Annotated in this window: 22 protein-coding genes; 5 read left to right on the top strand and 17 right to left on the bottom strand. The window is 41.5% G+C overall.

Going from position 1 to position 20,754, the window contains the following annotated elements; translation table 11 throughout:
• Nucleotides 1-100 precede the first annotated feature (100 nt).
• The 6 genes from FHW88_RS10355 to rpsL form a co-directional block, all read right to left on the bottom strand.
• Nucleotides 101-1,327 (bottom strand): RNA polymerase sigma factor, encoded by a 1,227-nt coding sequence (locus FHW88_RS10355; RefSeq protein ID WP_176625263.1) that lies wholly within the window; start codon nt 1,325-1,327, stop codon nt 101-103.
• Between the two features lie 163 nt (nt 1,328-1,490).
• The gene (locus tag FHW88_RS10350) at nt 1,491-1,844 is read right to left on the bottom strand and encodes a YciI family protein (RefSeq protein WP_176625261.1); all 354 of its coding nucleotides are present in this window, start codon (nt 1,842-1,844) and stop codon (nt 1,491-1,493) included.
• Nucleotides 1,845-2,107: 263 nt separating this feature from the next.
• A complete protein-coding gene (rpsJ, locus tag FHW88_RS10345; RefSeq protein WP_022830652.1) occupies nt 2,108-2,413 on the bottom strand; it encodes a 30S ribosomal protein S10 in 306 nt (101 codons plus the stop codon).
• Nucleotides 2,414-2,574: 161 nt separating this feature from the next.
• Nucleotides 2,575-4,686, bottom strand: coding sequence for an elongation factor G (gene fusA, locus FHW88_RS10340; protein ID WP_090530243.1), 2,112 nt, complete (start codon nt 4,684-4,686; stop codon nt 2,575-2,577).
• Nucleotides 4,687-4,795: 109 nt separating this feature from the next.
• Nucleotides 4,796-5,263: a 30S ribosomal protein S7 gene (gene rpsG / locus FHW88_RS10335; RefSeq protein WP_022830654.1), complete on the bottom strand. Its 468-nt coding sequence runs from the start codon at nt 5,261-5,263 to the stop codon at nt 4,796-4,798.
• Nucleotides 5,264-5,282: 19 nt separating this feature from the next.
• On the bottom strand, nt 5,283-5,696 hold the full coding sequence (gene rpsL / locus FHW88_RS10330) for a 30S ribosomal protein S12 (RefSeq protein WP_073405808.1): 414 nt from the start codon (nt 5,694-5,696) through the stop codon (nt 5,283-5,285).
• Between the two features lie 180 nt (nt 5,697-5,876).
• Between rpsL and FHW88_RS10325 the strand changes: the two genes are divergently transcribed.
• Nucleotides 5,877-6,146 (top strand): DUF6881 domain-containing protein, encoded by a 270-nt coding sequence (locus tag FHW88_RS10325; protein ID WP_090530240.1) that lies wholly within the window; start codon nt 5,877-5,879, stop codon nt 6,144-6,146.
• 236 nt (nt 6,147-6,382) lie between these two features.
• Here the strand turns inward: FHW88_RS10325 and FHW88_RS10320 are convergent, their stop codons facing one another.
• The 3 genes from FHW88_RS10320 to FHW88_RS10310 all read right to left on the bottom strand — a co-directional run bounded on the left by FHW88_RS10320 (nt 6,383) and on the right by FHW88_RS10310 (nt 7,854).
• Nucleotides 6,383-7,072 carry a hypothetical protein gene (locus FHW88_RS10320; RefSeq protein ID WP_176625259.1) on the bottom strand — a complete coding sequence of 230 codons (690 nt, stop codon included), beginning with the start codon at nt 7,070-7,072 and terminating at the stop codon, nt 6,383-6,385.
• Nucleotides 7,073-7,322: 250 nt separating this feature from the next.
• Nucleotides 7,323-7,505 (bottom strand): hypothetical protein, encoded by a 183-nt coding sequence (locus FHW88_RS10315; RefSeq protein WP_090530234.1) that lies wholly within the window; start codon nt 7,503-7,505, stop codon nt 7,323-7,325.
• Between the two features lie 133 nt (nt 7,506-7,638).
• Complete coding sequence (locus FHW88_RS10310) at nt 7,639-7,854, bottom strand: cysteine-rich CWC family protein (protein WP_176625257.1); 216 nt, start codon at nt 7,852-7,854, stop codon at nt 7,639-7,641.
• A 108-nt stretch (nt 7,855-7,962) separates the two neighbouring features.
• Here FHW88_RS10310 and FHW88_RS10305 point away from each other — a divergent pair, with 108 nt between their 5' ends.
• Nucleotides 7,963-8,793 (top strand): hypothetical protein, encoded by an 831-nt coding sequence (locus FHW88_RS10305; protein WP_176625256.1) that lies wholly within the window; start codon nt 7,963-7,965, stop codon nt 8,791-8,793.
• An 87-nt stretch (nt 8,794-8,880) separates the two neighbouring features.
• Here the strand turns inward: FHW88_RS10305 and FHW88_RS10300 are convergent, their stop codons facing one another.
• The 8 genes from FHW88_RS10300 to FHW88_RS10265 all read right to left on the bottom strand — a co-directional run bounded on the left by FHW88_RS10300 (nt 8,881) and on the right by FHW88_RS10265 (nt 17,071).
• Complete coding sequence (locus FHW88_RS10300; protein ID WP_176625254.1) at nt 8,881-11,253, bottom strand: ribonucleoside-diphosphate reductase subunit alpha; 2,373 nt, start codon at nt 11,251-11,253, stop codon at nt 8,881-8,883.
• A gap of 151 nt (nt 11,254-11,404) precedes the next feature.
• Nucleotides 11,405-12,379 (bottom strand): ribonucleoside-diphosphate reductase small subunit, encoded by a 975-nt coding sequence (locus FHW88_RS10295; protein ID WP_176625252.1) that lies wholly within the window; start codon nt 12,377-12,379, stop codon nt 11,405-11,407.
• 561 nt (nt 12,380-12,940) lie between these two features.
• Nucleotides 12,941-13,312, bottom strand: a complete 372-nt coding sequence (locus FHW88_RS10290) for a methionine-R-sulfoxide reductase (protein ID WP_091171965.1) — start codon at nt 13,310-13,312, stop codon at nt 12,941-12,943.
• 210 nt (nt 13,313-13,522) lie between these two features.
• Nucleotides 13,523-14,065 carry an RBBP9/YdeN family alpha/beta hydrolase gene (locus FHW88_RS10285; RefSeq protein WP_176625250.1) on the bottom strand — a complete coding sequence of 181 codons (543 nt, stop codon included), beginning with the start codon at nt 14,063-14,065 and terminating at the stop codon, nt 13,523-13,525.
• Between the two features lie 64 nt (nt 14,066-14,129).
• Nucleotides 14,130-14,594, bottom strand: a complete 465-nt coding sequence (locus tag FHW88_RS10280) for an SRPBCC family protein (protein ID WP_176625248.1) — start codon at nt 14,592-14,594, stop codon at nt 14,130-14,132.
• 98 nt (nt 14,595-14,692) lie between these two features.
• Entirely contained in the window at nt 14,693-16,129 is a 1,437-nt protein-coding gene (gene asnS / locus FHW88_RS10275; RefSeq protein ID WP_091171971.1) for an asparagine--tRNA ligase, read from the bottom strand.
• Nucleotides 16,130-16,310: 181 nt separating this feature from the next.
• Complete coding sequence (locus tag FHW88_RS10270; protein WP_090530211.1) at nt 16,311-16,520, bottom strand: hypothetical protein; 210 nt, start codon at nt 16,518-16,520, stop codon at nt 16,311-16,313.
• Nucleotides 16,521-16,579: 59 nt separating this feature from the next.
• The gene (locus FHW88_RS10265; protein ID WP_090530207.1) at nt 16,580-17,071 is read right to left on the bottom strand and encodes a DUF6252 family protein; all 492 of its coding nucleotides are present in this window, start codon (nt 17,069-17,071) and stop codon (nt 16,580-16,582) included.
• Between the two features lie 111 nt (nt 17,072-17,182).
• Here FHW88_RS10265 and FHW88_RS10260 point away from each other — a divergent pair, with 111 nt between their 5' ends.
• From FHW88_RS10260 to FHW88_RS10250, 3 genes are all read left to right on the top strand, one after another.
• Nucleotides 17,183-18,052, top strand: a complete 870-nt coding sequence (locus tag FHW88_RS10260) for a DMT family transporter (RefSeq protein WP_176625246.1) — start codon at nt 17,183-17,185, stop codon at nt 18,050-18,052.
• Between the two features lie 390 nt (nt 18,053-18,442).
• Nucleotides 18,443-20,386, top strand: a complete 1,944-nt coding sequence (dnaG, locus tag FHW88_RS10255; RefSeq protein ID WP_176625244.1) for a DNA primase — start codon at nt 18,443-18,445, stop codon at nt 20,384-20,386.
• Nucleotides 20,386-20,754, top strand: a complete 369-nt coding sequence (locus FHW88_RS10250; protein WP_176625241.1) for a YraN family protein — start codon at nt 20,386-20,388, stop codon at nt 20,752-20,754. Before dnaG ends, FHW88_RS10250 begins: the two co-directional genes overlap by 1 nt.

The following is a 20,754-nucleotide window of genomic DNA, read 5'->3' as shown; positions in this document are numbered from 1 at the left end:
GGTGTTATTTTTAAGCATGGTAATGCTTTGCTTATAAGTCATGTAATTAATGCTTTTTTGTTGTTGTTTATCAGGCGTTTTTTGCTGACCTGGGCTAATGTTAATTTTGAAGTTTATCTATTTTGCCTTGAATAATGGCGTTATCAGCAGGTGTTTTTATCAGCGTTAGTGCTTTCTCAAAGTTTAGTTTTGCCTGTTCATTGTCAATGCCGGTGTATAATTCGCCAAGCAGGGTATAGTAAAACTGGTTTCCGGTGAGTTTCAATTTTTCAGCCTCAATAATGGCTTCTTCGGGGCTGTTGGCTTTGGCAAGCGCAAAGGTGCGGTTAAGCGCCGCTATAGGGGAGTATGCTATTTGCAGCAGGCGATTATAAAGCTGCAATATGTTTTCCCATTTTTGTTTGGAATCGTTTTTTTGAGTATGCCAGTAGGCTATACTGGCTTCAATGTGATATTTTGATAATTGAGTACCGGTAGTGGCAAGGTTTAAATAAAAGGCACCTTTGGTTACAAGGTCATAGTTCCAGAGGTTGGTGTCCTGATCTTCATATAAAATTAGTCCGCCGTTTTGATCTGTGCGGGCTTCAAACCTCGAGGCATGAAAATACATGAGCGAAAGCAATGCATTAACCGGCGGTTTGTTAGTGCCTTCGTTTTCAATAAGCATGTGACAAAGGCGCATGGCCTCAAAGCAAAGATCTTTACGCAAAACCTGGTTATCACTAACCGAATAATAACCCTCGCTAAACAACAGATAAATAATAGTGAGCACGTTTTCAAGCCGGTTATCAATTTCAGCCGGACCCGGCATTTCGATTTCTATTTTTTCATTGCGGATCTTTTCCTTAGCCCTGAACAGGCGTTTGTTAATGGTTTCTTTATTGGTCAGGAAAGCTTCGGCCACTTCATCAATTCCGAAACCGCAAAGGATGCGTAACGAAAGCCCGATCTGTGCCTCGGGCGAGATGGCGGGATGACAAATGGCAAACATCATTTGCAGCTGGCTGTCGCTGATGTTTTGGAGCGAAAGATCGATTTCCGGTTCATAGGTCTCCGCGGTTTGTATTTCCGGGGATACCTTGCTTTCAAAAATGGTATTACGCTGTAAATGATTTTTCGCCTTGTTTTTGGCTACGCTATAAAGCCAGGCGGTTGGGTTAGGCGGAATGCCTTTATAACTCCAGGCCTGGGCTGCGGTAAGGAAGGTATCGCTGGCGATGTCCTCGGCAGTTTCTATCTGATCAAACCCAAAGCGGCGGCATAGCACCGATACTATTTTACGGTACTCGGTGCGGAATAGATGGGGAATGATTTCGGGGTTTTGCATGGGGCAAATGGAAAAATGTCATTGCGAGCGATAGCGCGGCAATCTCGTAGCTGTGCTTTGCCACTTTGCATATCTCGCAGGCATAACGACGTGATTGCCACGTCGCGCCGGATACTCTTTTGCCCGAGCTGCTCCTCGCAATGACATGATTTATAAAATTATTTTAATGCACCCCATCATTTTTGGCAACCTTTCGCACTTCAACGGTATTACCATCGCCCTGCAAAACAGGGCAACTTTTGGCAAACTCCACAGCTTCTTCAACCGATTCGGCTTTTACAGTGATGAAGCCGCCTATCGTTTCTTTGATCTCGCCAAAAGGACCATTGGTAACTACGCCTCCGTGACCTACAATTTTGGCATCGGCAAAGGGCAAACCAGTGCCGCTCACAAATTTGTTTTGAGCAGCTATGCCGCCAATCCAGTCCATAGTTTGTTTCATCCAGATCTGGATCTGTTCGGGAGAAGCTATTTTAGTGCCATCCTCGTGCCTGAAAATTAAAACGAATTCGTCCATCTTTTTAAATTTTAAAGGTTAATAAATATATGAATTACACCTCTATATCAAATGGGAATGGCTGAATAGGACAGGGCGGGAAATATTTATTTCAAATTTAGGATGTTCAATTTCGGAATTTTTCTGAACCCGGGTAATTTCAAAAATCAGAAAGTTTATATAATAATTAAATATAGGTTATACCCAACAAAAAAAGACCATCCGCTTACGCAAATGGTCTTTCTATTTTTTGATCCCACACCTTTCAGTGGGCCGGTCGTCTATCAAACTTTGATCTCAACCTCAACACCGCTTGGCAATTCAAGCTTCATCAGGGCATCTACAGTTTTTGAGTTAGAGCTGTAAATGTCTAATAAGCGCTTGTATGAGCAAAGTTGGAATTGCTCACGTGCTTTTTTGTTTACGTGTGGTGAACGTAATACGGTGAAGATTTTCTTTTCGGTTGGTAACGGAAGTGGTCCGCTAACTACTGCGCCTGTTGGCTTTACTGTTTTTACGATTTTCTCGGCAGATTTGTCTACCAGGTTGTAATCGTAAGATTTCAATTTGATCCTGATTCTTTGGCTCATTGTTATTTTACTTTTTGGGATTTCACCAATTTACTGGCGATTTCACCGATTTTTAATTGACCAACCTAAGAGCTATTTATTAGGTACGATCATTGGGTTATTTATTAATTACACCGATGAATCTGTGAAATCACAAACCAATCGGTGTAATCATATCAAGTTTAGTCGATAGCAACTTGTTTGCGGCCTTTTGATTTGGCAACAACTTCGTCCTGTACGTTACGAGGTGCATCAGCGTAGTGGTCAAACTCCATAGTTGAAGTTGCACGGCCCGAAGTGATAGTACGTAATTGAGTTACGTAACCAAACATTTCAGAAAGTGGTACCATAGCTTTGATAACCTGTGAGCCGTTACGGGTGTCCATACCTTGCAGCTGGCCACGACGACGGTTCATGTCACCGATAACGTCACCCATGTTTTCTTCAGGGGTTAAGATCTCGATTTTCATGATTGGCTCAAGCAATACCGGTTTACATTTTGGCAATGCTTCGCGGTAAGCAGAACGTGCAGCGATCTCGAATGATAACGCGTCCGAATCGACTGCGTGGAATGAACCATCAATCAAACGAACTTTTAAGCTTGTAAGCGGGTAACCTGCAAGTACACCATTGTCCATAGCGGCTTTGAAACCTTTCTCAACAGATGGGATAAACTCACGTGGGATTGAACCACCAACAATTTCGTTAACAAACTGTAAGCCTTCTTTGTTATCGTCGGCTGGAGAGATAACAACCTGAATATCCGCGAATTTACCACGACCACCAGTTTGTTTCTTGTAAGTTTCACGGTGTTGGATAGTACCGGTGATAGCTTCTTTGTAAGCTACCTGAGGAGCACCCTGGTTAACTTCCACTTTAAACTCGCGTTTTAAGCGGTCCATCAAAATATCCAGGTGTAACTCACCCATACCAGAGATAACTGTTTGACCAGTATCTTGATCTGTTTGTACCCGGAAAGTTGGATCCTCTTCTGCCAGTTTACCTAAAGCGATACCTAATTTATCAACGTCGGCCTGAGTTTTAGGCTCAATTGCCAAACCGATAACCGGCTCAGGGAATACCATCGACTCAAGAACCAACTGATGTTTCTCGTCGCAAAGGGTATCACCTGTTTTGATATCTTTAAAGCCTACTACCGCAGCAATATCACCTGCACCCACGTTAGGGATAGGGTTTTGCTTGTTAGCATGCATCTGGAAGATACGGCTGATACGCTCTTTGCTTTCTGAACGCATGTTGTACACGTATGAACCAGCATCAAGGTTACCAGAGTAAACACGGATGAAGCATAAACGACCTACAAACGGGTCGGTAGCAATTTTAAATGCTAATGCTGCAAATGGTTCTTTTACATCTGGTTTAACCAAAATTTCGGCACCTGTGTCAGGGTTAGTACCAACAACACCTTTTGAATCAAGAGGTGAAGGCATTAACTCCATTACATAGTCAAGCATGGTTTGTACACCTTTGTTTTTGAAAGATGAACCGCAAGTCATCGGAACGATTTTGCCGGCCAAAGTAGCCTGACGTAAAGCGTCTAATACTTCGCGCTCAGTGATGGTTGTAGGATCTTCAAAGAATTTCTCCATTAAAGAGTCATCAAACTCAGCAACTGCTTCCAATAATTTCTCTCTCCACTCAGTAGCTTCGTCAAGCATATCGGCAGGGATTGGAACTTCGGTAAAGGTCATACCTTTATCATGTTCATTCCAAACAATACCACGGAAGTTGATCAAATCAACCACACCTTTAAACTGGTCTTCGGCACCGATAGGTAACTGCAATGGAATAGCAACGCTGCCCAACATTTCTTTAACCTGTTTTACCACATTAAGGAAATCGGCACCAGAGCGGTCCATTTTGTTAACGAAACCAATACGCGGAACGTTGTAGTTGTTAGCCAAACGCCAGTTAGTTTCTGACTGAGGCTCAACACCATCAACCGCGCTGAATAAGAACACCAAACCATCAAGTACACGTAATGAACGGTTTACCTCCACGGTAAAGTCCACGTGACCCGGGGTATCAATAATGTTCATGTGATAGTTGTGGTTGCGATATTTCCAGTTTACGGTTGTCGCAGCCGAAGTGATGGTGATACCACGTTCCTGCTCCTGGGCCATCCAGTCCATAGTAGCGGCACCTTCGTGTACCTCACCAATTTTGTGGCTTACACCAGCATAGTAAAGGATACGCTCGGTAGTGGTAGTTTTACCAGCATCAATGTGAGCGGCAATACCAATGTTTCTTGTATATTTTAGATCTCTTGACATTTTATTTGTTTTGTGATTTCACCTGATCCGTTAATGATTACACCGATTAAAAAGTGTAAACGTAAATAATCGGTGTAATCTTATTATTAAATCGGTGTAATCTAAATTTTTAGAACCTGAAGTGTGAGAACGCTTTGTTAGCCTCAGCCATTTTGTGCGTATCTTCTTTCTTCTTAACAGCGGCACCTTCGCCTTTTGCAGCAGAGATGATTTCGCCTGCTAATTTCTCCATCATGGTTTTTTCACCACGACGACGGGCATAGCTGATTAACCATTTCATACCCAAAGCTATTTTACGCTCAGGACGAACCTCTGTAGGTACCTGGAAGTTAGCACCACCTACACGGCGGCTTTTTACTTCAACAGCAGGCATTACATTGTTTAAAGCTTTTTTCCAGGTTTCTAAGCCGTTTTCGCTTGTTTTTTTCTCAACAATTTCAACAGCGTTGTAAAAAATAGAGTATGCAGTTGATTTTTTACCATCATACATCATGTTGTTTACAAACCTTGTTACCAAAGTATCATTGAACTTTGGATCAGGAAGGATAATTCTCTTTTTTGGTTTTGACTTTCTCATTGCTTTCTATCCTCCTTAATTATTTCTTTTTACCTTTTGTTGGCGCTGCTGCTACCTGACCTGGTTTAGGACGTTTGGTACCATATTTTGAACGACGTTGGTTACGGCCAGCTACACCTGATGTATCCAGTGCACCACGGATGATGTGGTAACGTACACCTGGTAAGTCTTTAACACGACCACCACGGATCAAAACGATAGAGTGCTCCTGTAAGTTGTGACCTTCACCAGGGATGTAAGCATTTACTTCTTTTCCGTTGGTTAAGCGCACACGGGCAACTTTACGCATTGCTGAGTTTGGTTTTTTAGGGGTAGTGGTATACACGCGTGTGCATACGCCTCTTCGCTGTGGACAGCTGTCCAACGCTGGTGACTTACTCTTGTCAACCAGAGCTACTCTACCTTTTCTAACTAATTGCTGAATAGTAGGCATTTCTTGCTTTTTTGTCTAATTATTTTATCCCGCATTTCGGGACTGCAAAAGTACTAACATTATTTTTGATTTTCAAGTAGTTGTGTGAAAGTTTTTTTGAGGGGAAGAAGTTGAGGGTGTGGCCCACATAACTCATTTGTTTTGCTGATAAATGCGATATTAGAATGAATTAGTAAGACGATGAAATATTACAAACGAAATTGGGACGAACCGAGAGGTGATGAATTTGATTTCTGGGGTACCTCATTATGGTACTTTGAATGTGGTGAAGATGATTATGCCTTGAGGCAGATAGAGGTATACGGTGATGGGACTGTTTTAAAATATGATGAAAATCACCCCGAGGATCAATACGGTAAATTATCCGAAGCACCTTTTGAGGCAGACGAATTTGCGGAGTTTGAGATTACTAAAGAGGAGTTTGAAAATATATGGCTAAATGAACAGTGAAATAGTAAAATTTCTTAAGTCTTTTTTAGTTGTCTGAACTCGGATTAAACGAATTAAAGAATTTATAGAATTCGCTTGCATTTTGTTAATTCTTTAATCACTGTTCAGAAAAATAATCAGCGAAATCAACGTAATCATAAATATCAACGGTAAAAAAGGCCGGTTACCGATGTAACCAGGTTTAGGTGACAGCGGGCCGGCCCGTAATACTTTATATATTGAATTAATAAGGGAGCTTATTCTTTTACCTTATTCCAGGTGTCGCGGTTAAAAGCCAATACTTTGGTTGGATTGCCGCTCGCGTCTTTAGTGAACTTTAAGGGAAAGCCAAAGGCTTGATTTAAAAATAACACTTCAGACAATGGTTTAAAATGGATTTCCTTGCCATCCCATGATTGTTTGAGCGTTAATCCGTCGGGTATCGCGGTTATAGTCAGAAAAAGATCAGCCCTCTCATCCGACTGATATTTGCCCGCCAAAACTTTTATTTGTTCGGGTGTCAGTTGTACCTCTTTAGGTGGGGTATAGCTGTTTATCTTTGCCCATATTTGCCTGCCACCTAAGGTGATCTGGTTTATTTCTCCGGCTTCATTCTTTGAAAATACAACAGGGATCTTTTCATCGCCGTCATCATCTAAAAATTCAAATTCAAGATCTGATTTACGGGTTAAAGTTAGCTTTTGATCTCCGCCAAGTTGTTGGGCAATTAGTTTATCACCATCTGCTGTTATTTTATATACTCTATACTCGTTATCCTTTTGCTGATAAATGCCTTCAAAAGCTTTGAGATGGGTATCGGCAATAATTATTGTTGGTGACTTTGCAACTTTTGCGATAACCGGTGCAACGCCCGGGCCGGTTAAAGCAACTGCAGCTATAAATGCGAACCTGCATATATAGCCCGTTGTAGTTTTAATGCTGATCATTTTTGATAGGTTTATAATGTTGAACCAAATCTACAAAAAATGATTTTGAAAAATCAAATTTTACGGAATTAAATTTTGATTATATTTATTTTGATTGTTATAAATTCTGATTTTAATCTATTTTCCATTTAAACCCATAATAAAATTCTGTGCCGAATAAATCAGATGGGCATAAAAAGAGCGCCGGTAAAACCGGCGCCCTCTTTCATCACTCACTAAACTACTTATAGAAAACTTAAATTAACAATTCTTAATAACCGCGGTCGTGATAATGACCGTGATCGTCACCGTCATGGTAACCATTATTATACCCGTTGTTATAGCCGTTGCGGTACCTGTGATGGTGACCATAATCTTCACGAACAACGCAACCTGAGGTTACGGATACTACTGCTGATATTAATAGTGCCAAAGCAACAAATTTCCTTTTCATGGTGTAAAATCTTTAATCATCATCTATATTGAAGATGTACACATGTATGACTAATGGAAATGGAAAAGGATTAATCAGGGATTAATTTGGAAAGAAGAGAACTATTTGTTGTCAATGATGCTGATTATAATCATCAAACCAACCCCATGCTTTCTCTATACTCTTGCTGAATAATGAGCAGGCAATTGGCGCACAAACACCCGTCATACAGCTCGCTCACATATTGCACCTCGCTAATAGTAAGCTGAACGGTACTGCACTGGCACTTGGTGAATGAATTGGCTTTACATTCAAAAGGTGTTTGGCAACGTTCGCAACGGATGATCTCGTGTTTAACGTGAGTATTCATTACGCAAGTATAAGAACAGATGGTGCCATTTAATTCGTTTTGCTATTTTATTTCAATTCATTGACTTTGGTATCAATTATTGTAGATTCCTTTATTAATACTAAAATTATGGAAGATTTGGACTTTTTACTTAATTATACGGAAGATCTAAAGATTGAGATAGAAAAATTGCCATTTGAAAGGGATGACATAAGGATAGTGTATTTTACTTATTATTTTGATGTCGTTTATAATCTGTATATAAGTAAATCTATGCGTGAGCTAAGTTCACAGATATCAAGACGAAATATATCAATTACTAAGGAGCTGTTAGAACAATCAGACAAGCATATTCAAAGGCTTATAGAGGCTGCTGATCTCGAAGTGCTAATAAAGAGTTTTAATAATAATATAAATAGAAGTTTCTTTTTGGACGCTTTTTCGAGTTTTGAGGTTTGTTTAAATGTCTTAGTTGAAGCGATTATTAGTCCCGATGAAATTGATCATGTTCTTAGGTATAGTTTAAATGAGGTTAGTCAAATACTCAAAATGGCTGATTTAAGTGATAGTGCACAAAAAAAGCTCGAGAAACTATTGGTTAAAAATCATGTGACGCATGTTCCGTACATAAGAAAGATTGAGCTTTTGTTTAAATATGCAGGGAAAAGATATGATGGCGACGTCAAGAACGATAGAGAATTTTTAAATTTCTTAAGCAAACTTAGAAACACAATACACACTCAGTGGGTTTACTTCGGTAAGGACTATGATTATTTATTCAAAGACAACGCTCACTTCATTTTTAAAAATGGTAAACAAGTCATTTGGACAAGTCCGTATGATGATGGAGGGGCAATGCTATTCATCGATATATTTGATCGTCTCAAAGAAATTTGGAAGAAATTTATTTTTGGAATAAGTTTTGAAAATCCTATCCCAATCTATGATGAAGGAGTTTGACTTCCACTAAAACAAAAAAGCCCACAAGCCGAAGCTTATGGACTTTGAAAATTATTTTCCGGACTTGCGGACTTTCCGACTTCCGGACTATGCTGAGCAAGTCACGCAGCCTTCTTCCATTGAGCAGGTTGGGCCTGCAGGAATTTCGTCGGCAACGGCGTCAACAACGGCCGGGATAACCGGATCCATGTTTTTGCCGCCCTGGTTTTCAACCGTAAATTTAACCGCTTGCGATGCTGCTTGTGTACGCAGGTAGTACATACCTGTTTTCAATCCTTTTTTCCATGCGTAGAAGTGCATTGAAGTCAGTTTTGAAGCGTTTGGCGAGTTGATGAACAAGTTCAATGATTGCGACTGGCAAATGTACGCACCCCTGTCGGCAGCCATATCAATAATGCTGCGCATCTTGATCTCCCAAACAGTTTTGTACAATGCTTTAATATCAGCAGGGATCTCAGCTATTTCCTGGATCGAGCCGTTTGCGCTGATGATCTTATCTTTCATGCTGGTGCTCCACAAGCCAAGGTTAACCAAATCGCGCAATAAATATTTGTTTACTACAATGAACTCACCGCTTAATACACGACGGGTGTATATGTTTGATGTATATGGTTCAAAGCATTCGTTGTTACCTAAAATCTGTGATGTTGAAGCAGTTGGCATCGGTGCAACTAATAATGAGTTGCGTACGCCGTGGTTCATTACATCTAAACGCAGGTTTTCCCAATCCCACCTGCCGCTTTCTGGTTTTACACCCCACAGATCGAACTGGAATTTACCTTGTGACAATGGTGAGCCTTTGAATGTTTCATAAGCGCCATCTTTTATAGCCATATCTTTTGAAGCTGTCATTGCTGCAAAGTAGATGGTTTCGAAGATCTCGATGTTTAGTTTTTTAGCTTCATCACTTTCAAACGGCATACGCAGTTGAATGAAAGTATCAGCCAAGCCCTGTACACCTAAACCAATAGGACGGTGACGCAGGTTTGAGTATTCAGCTTCTTTAACCGGGTAATAATTACCATCAATGATCCTGTTAAGGTTGATAGTTGCCTGGTAAGTTACTTCGTACAGTTTATCATGATCAAAAGCGCCGTTGTTGATATAACGAGGCAGTGCCAATGACGCCAGGTTACAAACAGCCACTTCGTTCGCATCGGTATACTCGATGATCTCGGTGCAAAGGTTTGAGCTTTTAATGGTACCCAGGTTTTGCTGGTTTGATTTACCGTTGGCCGCATCTTTATATAATAAGTATGGCGTACCGGTTTCAACCTGTGCATCAAGCACTGCAAACCAAAGTTCCTGTGCTTTTACAGTACGACGCTGGCGGCCTTCTTTTTCGTATTTAACGTAAAGCTCTTCAAACTCTTTACCCCAGCAATCGGCTAAGCCTGGTGCTTCGTGCGGGCAAAATAAGCTCCAATCCTCATTGGCTTCAACGCGTTGCATGAACAGGTCAGATACCCAAAGGGCATAGAACAAATCGCGGGCACGCATTTCTTCTTTACCGTGGTTTTTACGCAGGTCCAAAAATTCAAAAATATCAGCATGCCATGGCTCTAAGTACACAGCGAAAGCGCCTTTACGTTTACCACCGCCCTGATCTACGTAACGTGCGGTATCATTAAATACACGCAGCATTGGGATAATACCATTGCTGGTACCGTTAGTACCGCTAATGTACGAGCCTGTAGCCCTTACATTGTGGATGCTTAAACCAATACCACCTGCACTTTGTGAAATTTTGGCAGTTTGTTTTAATGTATCATAGATACCCTCAATGCTGTCATCTTTCATGGTTAACAGGAAACATGATGACATTTGAGGTTTTGGTGTACCTGCATTAAACAAAGTTGGCGTAGCATGTGTAAACCAACGCTCGCTCATTAAATGGTAGGTTTTGATGGCGCTTTCAATATCATCTTTGTGGATCCCTACCGATACACGCATAAACAGGTGTTGAGGGCGCTCGGCAATTTTACCGTCGATTTTTAGCAGGTATGATTTCTCCAGGGTTTTGAAACCGAAATAATCAAAGCCAAAGTCGCGGTCATAAATGATGGTGCTGTCAAGCAGTTCCGCGTTTTCTTTAATCACTTCATAAACGTCGTCAGCGATAAGCGAGGCATCTTTACCTGTTTTCTTGTCAACATACTCATGCAGGAGGCGCATGGTTTCTGAAAACGACTTAATGGTGTTTTTGTGCAGGTTTGATACCGCGATACGCGAAGCCAGCAAAGCATAATCAGGGTGCTTGGTGGTTAATGAAGCGGCGGTTTCGGCAGCCAGGTTATCCAGCTCGGAGGTGGTTACGCCATCAAATAAACCTTCAATTACCTTTTTAGCCACATCAATGGGGTCAACTAATTGAAACCCATAGCACAGTTTTTCAATACGTGCGGTGATCTTGTCAAATTTTACGGATTCTCTTCTTCCGTCTCTTTTTACTACGAACATTTTGCCCCTCCTTTTGCCCCGTTAAAAGCGAAGCTTTTTTAGTTAATATTATTGTGATTTGATTATTTTCTGAACCTTGATTTTTCTTGATTTTGGGATTGATTGGCCTGAGACTACCTAACCTCTAATCACCAATCTCTAACCTCTTCAATTAGAAATCATCATCAAGCGAAAAGCTTTTGCTTTCGGCCGACGCATTCAGTACACCACTTTTTTGATAATCGCCTACACGCTTTTCAAAAAAGTTGGTTTTGCCCTGTAACGAGATCATTTCCATGAAATCGAACGGATTGGTTGCGTTATAGAATTTATCGTAACCCAGTTCGCTTAGCCACCTGTCGGCCACAAACTCAATGTACTGGCTCATTAGCTTGGCATTCATTCCTATCAGGTTAACCGGTAACGCCTCGGTTATAAATTCTTTTTCTATCTCCACCGCATCGGTAATGATCTTGGTAACCTGTTCCTGCGGTAGTTTGTTTTCAAGCATGCCATATAATAAGCATGCAAATTCGCAGTGTGAACCTTCATCGCGCGAGATCAGCTCATTGCTGAAAGTTAAACCCGGCATCAGGCCGCGTTTTTTAAGCCAAAATATGGAGCAAAAGCTTCCTGAAAAGAAGATCCCTTCAACCGCCGCGAATGCAACCAAACGCTCGGCAAAGTTGCCGTTGTTGATCCATTTCAATGCCCACTCAGCTTTCTTACCAACACATGGTACGGTTTCAATAGCATGGAAAAGGCGATCTTTCTCGGCGGGATCTTTTACGTAGGTGTCTATCAGCAGGGCATAGGTTTCAGAGTGGATGTTTTCCATCATGATCTGGAAACCGTAAAAGCAGCGTGCTTCGGGCAATTGTACTTCGCTCATGAAGTTTACCGCCAGGTTCTCGTTCACGATACCATCGCTTGCGGCAAAAAAAGCGAGTACATGCGAGATAAAATGTTTCTCGCCCGAATTAAGACTTTCCCAATGTTTGATATCGTCCGACAGGTCGATTTCCTCGGCGGTCCAGAAGCTGGCTTCCGCTTTTTTATACATCTCCCAAATTGCGGGATACTTGATGGGAAGGATAACAAACCGGTCCTTGTTTTCCCGTAGTAATAATTCGTTTTCCAAACTCATTGGTGTCTACTTTATTAGTTTCTTTCTTCAATCAGGTATTCAGACACGAAAGCAAGCCCTACTTTTCAATAAAGCTTTAAATTTTGATGCCTTCGGATTTATTCCTTAGCAACTGTATTGTGTAACTTTCTGACAGTCAGTTATTTAATTAGAAGTTAACGAATGCTTCTGGCTGCCGGCTGAATGCCTTTTTTTATTACCTTGCTGAGCAAAGTTAATGTTTGAGTTGTGTAGTTGTGAATGATAGTTTTTCACAAACCCCCGAGTTATCCACACTTTATTGGCACTTGTTATATTGATGAAAAATTAATGGACTTGAAAACAGCCGATTAAAAATTTGATTGAAAATTGGAGGCCTTTATACTTGCGGATTACGATAATTTAACATTATAAATTACTTGACTTAACACCGACAATTATTGCCAATAATGAAATGCTTTTGCTTGCAGCCGGTATCAATATTTAAATGCGAAATTAAAAGGTCTCTGCAGGTCGGTATGTGGAAAACAATTACGCCCGTTAATCATGAACCAACGGGCGTATTCCTGAAAGTTTTACGAATTATTTTGCGTCCTCAACCGGAACAAATTTCATCGATACTGAATTTACACAATGGCGGGTGTTTTTTGGCGTCATATATTCACCTTCAAACACATGGCCCAGGTGTGCGCCGCAATTTGCACACAGGATCTCTACCCTGCGGCCATCGGCGTCTACTTCGCGGCGAACAGCTCCTTCAATCTCATCGTCAAAACTCGGCCAGCCGCAAAACGACTCAAACTTATCTTCCGATCTATACAGCGGCGCATCACAGCGTTTGCAAACGTATAAACCTTGCGCCTTATTGTTCAGTAACGAGCCGGTGAACGGCCTTTCGGTACCTTTGTATAATATTACCCTTTCTTCTTCGGGCGTTAATTGATTGTACTCCATATTTTTTGTTGGGATTACACAGATTTTTGATGATTTCACCGATTCGATATTATTTACTCGGCTTTTCGATCTATATAAAGATACGACAAATCGGATCGATATAATGTTTTAACGGTTGATGTTTACACTGGTTTGACGAGGGAATGGCAGATGTGTTGATATGCAGATTTCAGATGTGCAGATTGCTAAAAACAGACAGCTGCCGCGGGTTTAATATTCCGCATCCAGCTTTTTTAACAGGTCCAGCCCTTTATCCCATTTGCCGTAACCCGCTGATACATTGATATGGCCTGCATCACCTATATTAACTATCTCACTTCCCCAGCTTTTTGCAAATAACAGGGCTCGTTCCGGGCCTACGTAGAAATCATTGTTACTAACCACCGTTATTGATTTGAATGGCAGTTTGCCTAATGGCATCGGCGTAAAGCCACTTGTGCCGGTTGGATAGCTATCCGCTTCGGTATCGCTCGGTGCAACCAGTAATGCACCCTTTATTGCAATGTTATATTGTTTTGCCCACGAGGCTATGGCAGCACAAGCCAGGCTGTGACCAACTAAGATTACGTTTTCCGGGTCATAGCGGTTTACATAATCATTTATAGTTTTTATCCAATCGCCGCAAATCGGCGTGTCCCAATCCTGTTGTTCAATACGGGTAAAATTGAACTGCTTTTCCCAAATACTTTGCCAGTGTTGTGAACCTGAATTACCCAATCCCGGGTGTATAAGAATATCAGCATTGAAAACCATAGTTTCGGTAAGATGTTAAATAACCTAATAAATGAAAGCTCAATATAGGGATTTTAACCCTCGGTCATGAGTTTGAACTACCTTCAGCCACCTGTTTAATCACTTTATTCCTCTTTACCAACAATTGTGTCATGTAGTTTGAGAGGAACAGAAAGTTTACCGCTTCTCCCAATATTCCGCCCGGCGATTCGAACGTGAAAATATCCCGCATCATGGTTTGGTTAAGGATAGGATAAAAATAATGCTCATGCGTAAAGTTTTTGAAAGCACCCTCAACCTGGATATCGGTAAAGTAATTTGGATAGTCCATTTCAGTGATCTTTGAGGTAAGGTTTTGCCATATGCCGAAATGCTTTGCCCGCCAGGTAACAGTTTCGCCGAGTTCAATCAAGCCGGTTGTACGCCCGGCAATAGCCCGTTCGCCAGTATGTTTTGTTGATTCTACATGTACATCAATGTTACGGGCAATGTCAAATACTTTTTCAACAGGCGCATTAATATGGGTAGCAAGCAGAATTTGTGATGGCATATAGTATAAAAAAGGCTGTCGTTTAGCGACAGCCCAAATATAGTGTTACGCATTACAAATAATCAGCGTAATCATCAAAATCAAAAAACAATCAACGGTTAAAATTCCGCATTCTTCGGAAACCTTGGGAAGGGGATTACATCGCGGATGTTGCCCATGCCGGTAACAAACAGCACCAACCGCTCAAAGCCTAAACCAAAGCCGGCATGCGGACAAGAGCCGAAACGGCGGGTATCTAAATACCACCAAAGTTCTTCGGTAGGGATGCCCATTTCGTTCATGCGCTGCTCAAGCTTGTCTAAACGTTCTTCACGCTGTGAACCACCTACAATTTCGCCGATGCCCGGGAACAGGATGTCCATAGCGCGTACAGTTTTGCCGTCATCGTTTTGGCGCATGTAAAACGCTTTGATCTCTTTCGGATAATCAGTCAGAATCACCGGTTTTTTAAAGTGTTTTTCAACGAGGTAACGCTCATGCTCGCTCTGCAGATCGGTACCCCAGCCCTCAACAGGGTAAACAAATTTTTTCTTTTTGTTCGGGGTAGATTCTTTCAGGATGTCAATCGCCTCGGTATAGGTTAGGCGCTCGAAATCGTTATTTAAGCAAAACTGCAGTTTTTCAAGCAGCGTCATTTCTGAGCGCTCGTTTTGCGGTTTGGTTTTTTCCTCTTCAGTTAAGCGCTGGGTTAAAAATTCAATGTCATCGGCATTTTTATCCAACGCGTATTTGATCACATATTTCAGCATGTCCTCGGCAAGGTCCATGTTGTCAACCAGATCGTTAAAGGCTACTTCCGGCTCAATCATCCAAAACTCGGCCAGGTGGCGTGTGGTGTTTGAATTTTCGGCACGGAAAGTTGGGCCGAAGGTATAAATATCACTCAGGGCCATAGCGCCAAGCTCACCTTCCAACTGACCGGATACGGTTAAGTTAGTGGCACGACCAAAAAAATCCTGTTTGAAATCAATCTCGCCGGTATCAGTTTTCGGAATGTTATCCAGGTCGAAGTTGGTAACGTGAAAAGTTTCGCCCGCGCCTTCAGCATCTGAAGCCGTAATTACAGGGGTATGCAGGTAAACAAAACCACGTTCCTGGAAAAACTGGTGCACCGCGAATGCCAGGCTGTTACGCACCCTGAAAATAGCGCCAAACGTACTGGTACGGAAACGCAGGTGGGCGTTTTCCCTCAAAAACTCAAGGCTATGCTTTTTAGGCTGGATAGGATATTTTTCAGGATCGCTATCGCCTAAAATCTCAATCTCAGTTGCAACAACCTCAACTGTTTGGCCTTTACCTAAAGATGCTATCAATTTACCCTGAACACTAAGTGCTGCACCAACGGTAATGCGTTTAAGTAAAGCCGGGTCGGTATTTTCAAAATCAACAACTACCTGGATGTTATTATTAGTTGAGCCATCATTCAAAGCAATAAAACGATTTGAACGGAATGCACGCACCCATCCTTTAACTGTTACATCAATTTCGGTTTGCTGGCTTTGCAGCAATGCTTTGATCTTAGTTCGCTGACTCATATCATGTAAATTTTTAGAGTCGCAAAAATACAATTAATTATGAAAGCGCACTTTGAAACATGAGCTAAAAAACATTAGCATGTTAACACGGAAAGATATATCAGGAGAAAGGGGAAAAGGAAACCAGCGACTAAAAATGTAGCCGGGAACATGAAGTATCCCGGCTATTTCTTTTTGACGCTTACTTGTTTGTAACCATGATTGTGTCACGGAGCAACGTGTTTGTCGTCGCGCCGCCTACCATAATAGTGTCTTTGCTTTTATTCAAGGACTGGTTGGTAATGCTTTTTTTTGCACTAACACTGTCTTGTTTTGGGGCTACACCATTTTTTTGGCAGCCAGCAAATAACAGAAGTGATACTGAGGCGGTTAATAATAGAGCTTTTTTCATAAAACAAATTTACAACTAATACGAATGATAATTAAGCTTAGTTACAATTAATATAAAAGTTAATATTTGAGCTTAGCTTTAAACTTGCCCTCGCTAAAAGTAACCTTGTCCGGATGACTTTCGGTTTGGCTATCAATTACTTTCAGAAAACGTAATTCGAACAATCCCTGCAGTATTTTATCGGCCTGGTTGTACGAAATTATAGTTACCGAACTAAGATGGGTAGGGTCAGGTTTGTATCCGGCTAACGGGGAGCCGTTTTTTGTAATGTGGTAATAGTTTTCGTTTGCTTTGAGGGTATAATACCCAACACCATCAAACACAATTTTAAAACCTACCTGCTCTTCTTCACCTCCAATGGTGCTTTTTGCTGATATGGTAATGGTATCACCCATTATATTCGAACCGGAAGGATTAGCCTCCCATTTGATGTTGTTTTTTTGCGCAAGCATAAAATCGGGTATGACCGGAAAATTACAACAGTCCTTTTTTTTGCAGGCTGAAAAAAGCAGGGCCACGGCTATGGCTAATATCAAACAGGGATATTTCATTGCTTACTGATGACAGGTTAATAAATTGTACAGGAAATATAAAGATATTTAAAAGTAAGGCATATTATACGTGGTTTCAGTAAGTTTGCCGCTCATTTTGTTTTATCGCCTATGAATCCTAAAGTGAGCCTTGTTATTGGTATTTTATGTATTTCCTTTTCGCCGATATTTGTAAAGCTTGCCGGGGTATCACCTATAGGATCGGCATTTTACCGGGTGTTTATAGCCTGGATTTGTCTTGCCCCATTTTGTGTATTTAGGCAAAAACTTAAAATAGATAAAAAGCAATTGCTTATTTCCATAGCTGCGGGCATGGTTTTCGCCCTTGATATTGCGGTATGGAATATTTCGCTGTTAAAGATCAGCGCCACTGTATCAACCCTTATTGCCAACCTGGCCCCGGTTTGGGTGGGCCTGATGAGCTTCCTGTTTTTAAGAAAAGGATCAGGTCGGCTATTTTGGATAGGTACGCTTATTGCCATCGCCGGTATGGTTGTTTTGGTAGGTTATGAACATATTTTGCACATGGAACTTAATGCCGGCATACTGCTGGCTATACTTGCCAGCTTTTTTTATGCCACCTACATCATGATCACCAAAAATATTATGGCCGGAATTGATGTGTTTAGTTTTATGTTTTACAGTATGCTGAGCGCCAGTATTTTTTTGCTGGTAATCAATGGATCTATGCATAACGATATTGTTCATCTTTCTTTAAAAGTTTGGCTTTGCTTTATAGGTATGGGGCTTATTTGCCAGTTAGCAGGCTGGCTAACCATCAATTACTCGTTACGTTATCTGGAACCAACCAGGGTTTCCATTGCCTTATTAAGCCAAACGGTTTTTGCCGGGCTGCTGGCTGCTTTTTTTCTGCATGAACGTTTAGGTTTTAATGAGATTGTTGGCAGCATAATTGTATTGGCCGGGATAGCGGTTACCTTTTTAAAACCACGAAGTCGAAAAGCGAATACCTTGGTTTAAACGGGTTTAAGCGCAGTACAAATGAACCTATACCATATCATAATTTTAATCTCATCGGTCCGCTTAAGTTGCAACGATCGAAGTACTATCGTATAGTTTTATCAGCTTTTCAATAATTTAGCAATACTTAATGTTAATCCCTTGTTTTGTTAAGTAGTTGATTTTAAGATTTGTATGTCAGTATTGTTGAATTTCTGTTAACCCTGTTAACCCCCTTCATCGCGGTGATGAAAGGGGCATATATTTCAGGATTTTACTTGAAGTATTAAACAGTGAACTTGCCTCTCAAGGAGATTGAATTTTAAACCGCTCGTTATCAAACAAAACCGTATTTTAACGTTTTCGAATTACGGGCAACGATCTATCTTCCCTACATTTGCATTTTAACACATGATCCAAAAATCCACTATCGACCGTATTATGGAAGCCACCGACATTGTGGAGGTGATAGGGGAATTTGTGCAGTTAAAAAAACGCGGGGCTAACTACGTAGGCCTTTCGCCTTTCGCGAACGAGCGTACCCCGTCGTTCACAGTATCCCCGGCAAAAGGTATTTTTAAAGATTTCTCAACAGGAAAAGGTGGTTCAGCTGTTACGTTTTTAATGGAGCTGGAAAAGTTCAGTTATCCCGAGGCCTTGAAATGGCTCGCTAAAAAGTACGGCATCGAGGTTGAAGAAACTGTTGAAGCTCCCGAAAACCGTGAAGAGGAGCTACGCCGGGAAAGCCTCATGATCGTATCGGCATTTGCCGCTAAGTTTTTTCATGAAACCATGCTTGATACGGAGGAAGGTCAAAGCATAGGCCTCAGCTATTTTAAAGAACGAGGGTTCACCGCCGAAACTATCAAAAAGTTTGAGCTGGGGTATTCGCCCGATCAATGGGAAGCTTTTACCGGCGCCGCCATCAGAAATGGTTATAAAGAGCAGTTTCTGGTTGAAAGCGGTCTGTCGGTAAAACGGGACAACGGCGCTTTGTATGACAGGTACCGCGGCCGGGTGATGTTCCCAATCCATAGTTTTACCGGCAGGGTAATTGGTTTTGGCGGCCGTACACTAAAAAAAGATAAGAACGTAGCCAAGTATGTTAACTCGCCCGAGTCGGAGATCTACCATAAATCAAATGTACTTTACGGGCTTTACTTTGCTAAAAAGGCCATTCGTGAGCAGGATAACTGTTACCTGGTAGAGGGTTATGCCGATGTGCTTTCGGTACACCAGGCGGGGGTTGAAAACGTAGTGGCTTCATCAGGCACATCGCTCACTACTGAGCAGATTAAGCTCATTGCCCGTTTTACTAAAAACATCACCATATTATATGATGGCGACGCAGCCGGGATCAAAGCTTCACTGCGTGGTTTGGATATGATCCTGGAGGAAGGGCTTAATGTAAAAGTAGTGCTGTTTCCGGATGGACATGATCCTGATTCATTTGTACAATCGAAAGGATCAAGCGCTTTTAAAAAGCATATTGAGGAAAATAAGAAGGACTTTATCCTGTATAAAACCCAGATCCTGCTTAAAGAAGTTGGAAACGACCCGATCAGGAAAGCCGACGTAATCCGTGAAGTGGTTGAAAGTATCGCCAAGATCCCGGATAGCATCAAGGCATCGGTATTTATAAAAGAGTGTAGCAGCTTATTGCAGATAGATGAGCGCGCCCTTTTATCCGAGCTCAATAAAATGCGCACGGCTAAGGCAAAAAAGGAAGAGCAACAGCGTCAGCAGCAAAACAACAGGTTTGCCGAAATGCCCGACGAACCCCACTTTTTTGATGAGCCTGTTGAACTTGAGCCACAAGTTGCTAAAGACGATGCCTTTCAGGAAAAGGAAATTGTGCGTTTATTGCTGCATTATGGAAGCCGTATGATTGACTGGGACGGGATTGCCAATACCTATATAGGCCCTTTCATTATAGCCGAGTTGAGTGATGTTACTTTTGATCATCCGGTTTGTAAGCAGATTACCGAAATTTACCGTCGCGAAGTAGAAAACGGTGTACTGCCGGATGAGGCTTATTTTATTCACCATAAGGACAAAGCTATAGTTGATTTAACTATTAACATGTTAGCCAGTAAATATTCGCTTAGTGAAAACTGGTACGAAATGCATAGGATCACGGTGAACGATGAGCAGGTTAATATGAAAGCAACTATTCTCGGTGCTATATTTCACCTTAAAAAGCACAAGGTTGGCAAGATGCTGGAAGACCTGCGCACCCAGCTTCAAAAAGCCGATACTGAGGCCGACCAGGAAATACTGCTTAACCAGTACATGCGTATGAAAAAGGTAGAAAAATCAATATCTGACTTTTTGGGCTCCGTAATCATAAAATAATGGCCCAACACCTCGAACTTGGTCGTACCGGCGAAGCGTTAGCCAAAGCCCATCTCGAAAATGCAGGCTACGAGATCCTCGATGAAAACTGGACTTTCGGAAAAGCCGAGATAGATATTATTGCTTATAAAGACAAGGTTATTATATTTACCGAAGTAAAAACCCGCACGGGCAATGGTTTCGGTGAACCGGAAGATTTTGTTGACAATCGTAAGCAGAAATTATTGGCCGAAGCTGCCGATGAATACATTTACCTCATGAACCACCAGAGCGAAGTGCGGTTTGATATCATCGCCATATTGTTTGACCGCAGTGGAAATTATATACTAAACCATATAGAAGATGCGTTTTGGCCTTCGGCCACATAA

It is taken from the genome of Mucilaginibacter sp. SG538B (assembly GCF_013376065.1).
Taxonomy (GTDB): Bacteria; Bacteroidota; Bacteroidia; order Sphingobacteriales; family Sphingobacteriaceae; genus Mucilaginibacter; species Mucilaginibacter rubeus.
Note: the sequence above shows the minus strand (reverse complement) of the source record. Positions and strands in the feature narration are given on the sequence as shown.

Excerpts from the sequence above, each read along its gene's own strand:
- FHW88_RS10355 (WP_176625263.1), bottom strand. The coding sequence starts at position 1,327 with ATGCAAAACCCCGAAATCATTCCCCATCTATTCCGCACCGAGTACCGT.
- FHW88_RS10350 (WP_176625261.1), bottom strand. The coding sequence starts at position 1,844 with ATGGACGAATTCGTTTTAATTTTCAGGCACGAGGATGGCACTAAAATA.
- rpsJ (WP_022830652.1), bottom strand. The coding sequence starts at position 2,413 with ATGAGCCAAAGAATCAGGATCAAATTGAAATCTTACGATTACAACCTG.
- fusA (WP_090530243.1), bottom strand. The coding sequence starts at position 4,686 with ATGTCAAGAGATCTAAAATATACAAGAAACATTGGTATTGCCGCTCAC.
- rpsG (WP_022830654.1), bottom strand. The coding sequence starts at position 5,263 with ATGAGAAAGTCAAAACCAAAAAAGAGAATTATCCTTCCTGATCCAAAG.
- rpsL (WP_073405808.1), bottom strand. The coding sequence starts at position 5,696 with ATGCCTACTATTCAGCAATTAGTTAGAAAAGGTAGAGTAGCTCTGGTT.
- FHW88_RS10325 (WP_090530240.1), top strand. The coding sequence starts at position 5,877 with ATGAAATATTACAAACGAAATTGGGACGAACCGAGAGGTGATGAATTT.
- FHW88_RS10320 (WP_176625259.1), bottom strand. The coding sequence starts at position 7,072 with ATGATCAGCATTAAAACTACAACGGGCTATATATGCAGGTTCGCATTT.
- FHW88_RS10315 (WP_090530234.1), bottom strand. The coding sequence starts at position 7,505 with ATGAAAAGGAAATTTGTTGCTTTGGCACTATTAATATCAGCAGTAGTA.
- FHW88_RS10310 (WP_176625257.1), bottom strand. The coding sequence starts at position 7,854 with ATGAATACTCACGTTAAACACGAGATCATCCGTTGCGAACGTTGCCAA.
- FHW88_RS10305 (WP_176625256.1), top strand. The coding sequence starts at position 7,963 with ATGGAAGATTTGGACTTTTTACTTAATTATACGGAAGATCTAAAGATT.
- FHW88_RS10300 (WP_176625254.1), bottom strand. The coding sequence starts at position 11,253 with ATGTTCGTAGTAAAAAGAGACGGAAGAAGAGAATCCGTAAAATTTGAC.
- FHW88_RS10295 (WP_176625252.1), bottom strand. The coding sequence starts at position 12,379 with ATGAGTTTGGAAAACGAATTATTACTACGGGAAAACAAGGACCGGTTT.
- FHW88_RS10290 (WP_091171965.1), bottom strand. The coding sequence starts at position 13,312 with ATGGAGTACAATCAATTAACGCCCGAAGAAGAAAGGGTAATATTATAC.
- FHW88_RS10285 (WP_176625250.1), bottom strand. The coding sequence starts at position 14,065 with ATGGTTTTCAATGCTGATATTCTTATACACCCGGGATTGGGTAATTCA.
- FHW88_RS10280 (WP_176625248.1), bottom strand. The coding sequence starts at position 14,594 with ATGCCATCACAAATTCTGCTTGCTACCCATATTAATGCGCCTGTTGAA.
- asnS (WP_091171971.1), bottom strand. The coding sequence starts at position 16,129 with ATGAGTCAGCGAACTAAGATCAAAGCATTGCTGCAAAGCCAGCAAACC.
- FHW88_RS10270 (WP_090530211.1), bottom strand. The coding sequence starts at position 16,520 with ATGAAAAAAGCTCTATTATTAACCGCCTCAGTATCACTTCTGTTATTT.
- FHW88_RS10265 (WP_090530207.1), bottom strand. The coding sequence starts at position 17,071 with ATGAAATATCCCTGTTTGATATTAGCCATAGCCGTGGCCCTGCTTTTT.
- FHW88_RS10260 (WP_176625246.1), top strand. The coding sequence starts at position 17,183 with ATGAATCCTAAAGTGAGCCTTGTTATTGGTATTTTATGTATTTCCTTT.
- dnaG (WP_176625244.1), top strand. The coding sequence starts at position 18,443 with ATGATCCAAAAATCCACTATCGACCGTATTATGGAAGCCACCGACATT.
- FHW88_RS10250 (WP_176625241.1), top strand. The coding sequence starts at position 20,386 with ATGGCCCAACACCTCGAACTTGGTCGTACCGGCGAAGCGTTAGCCAAA.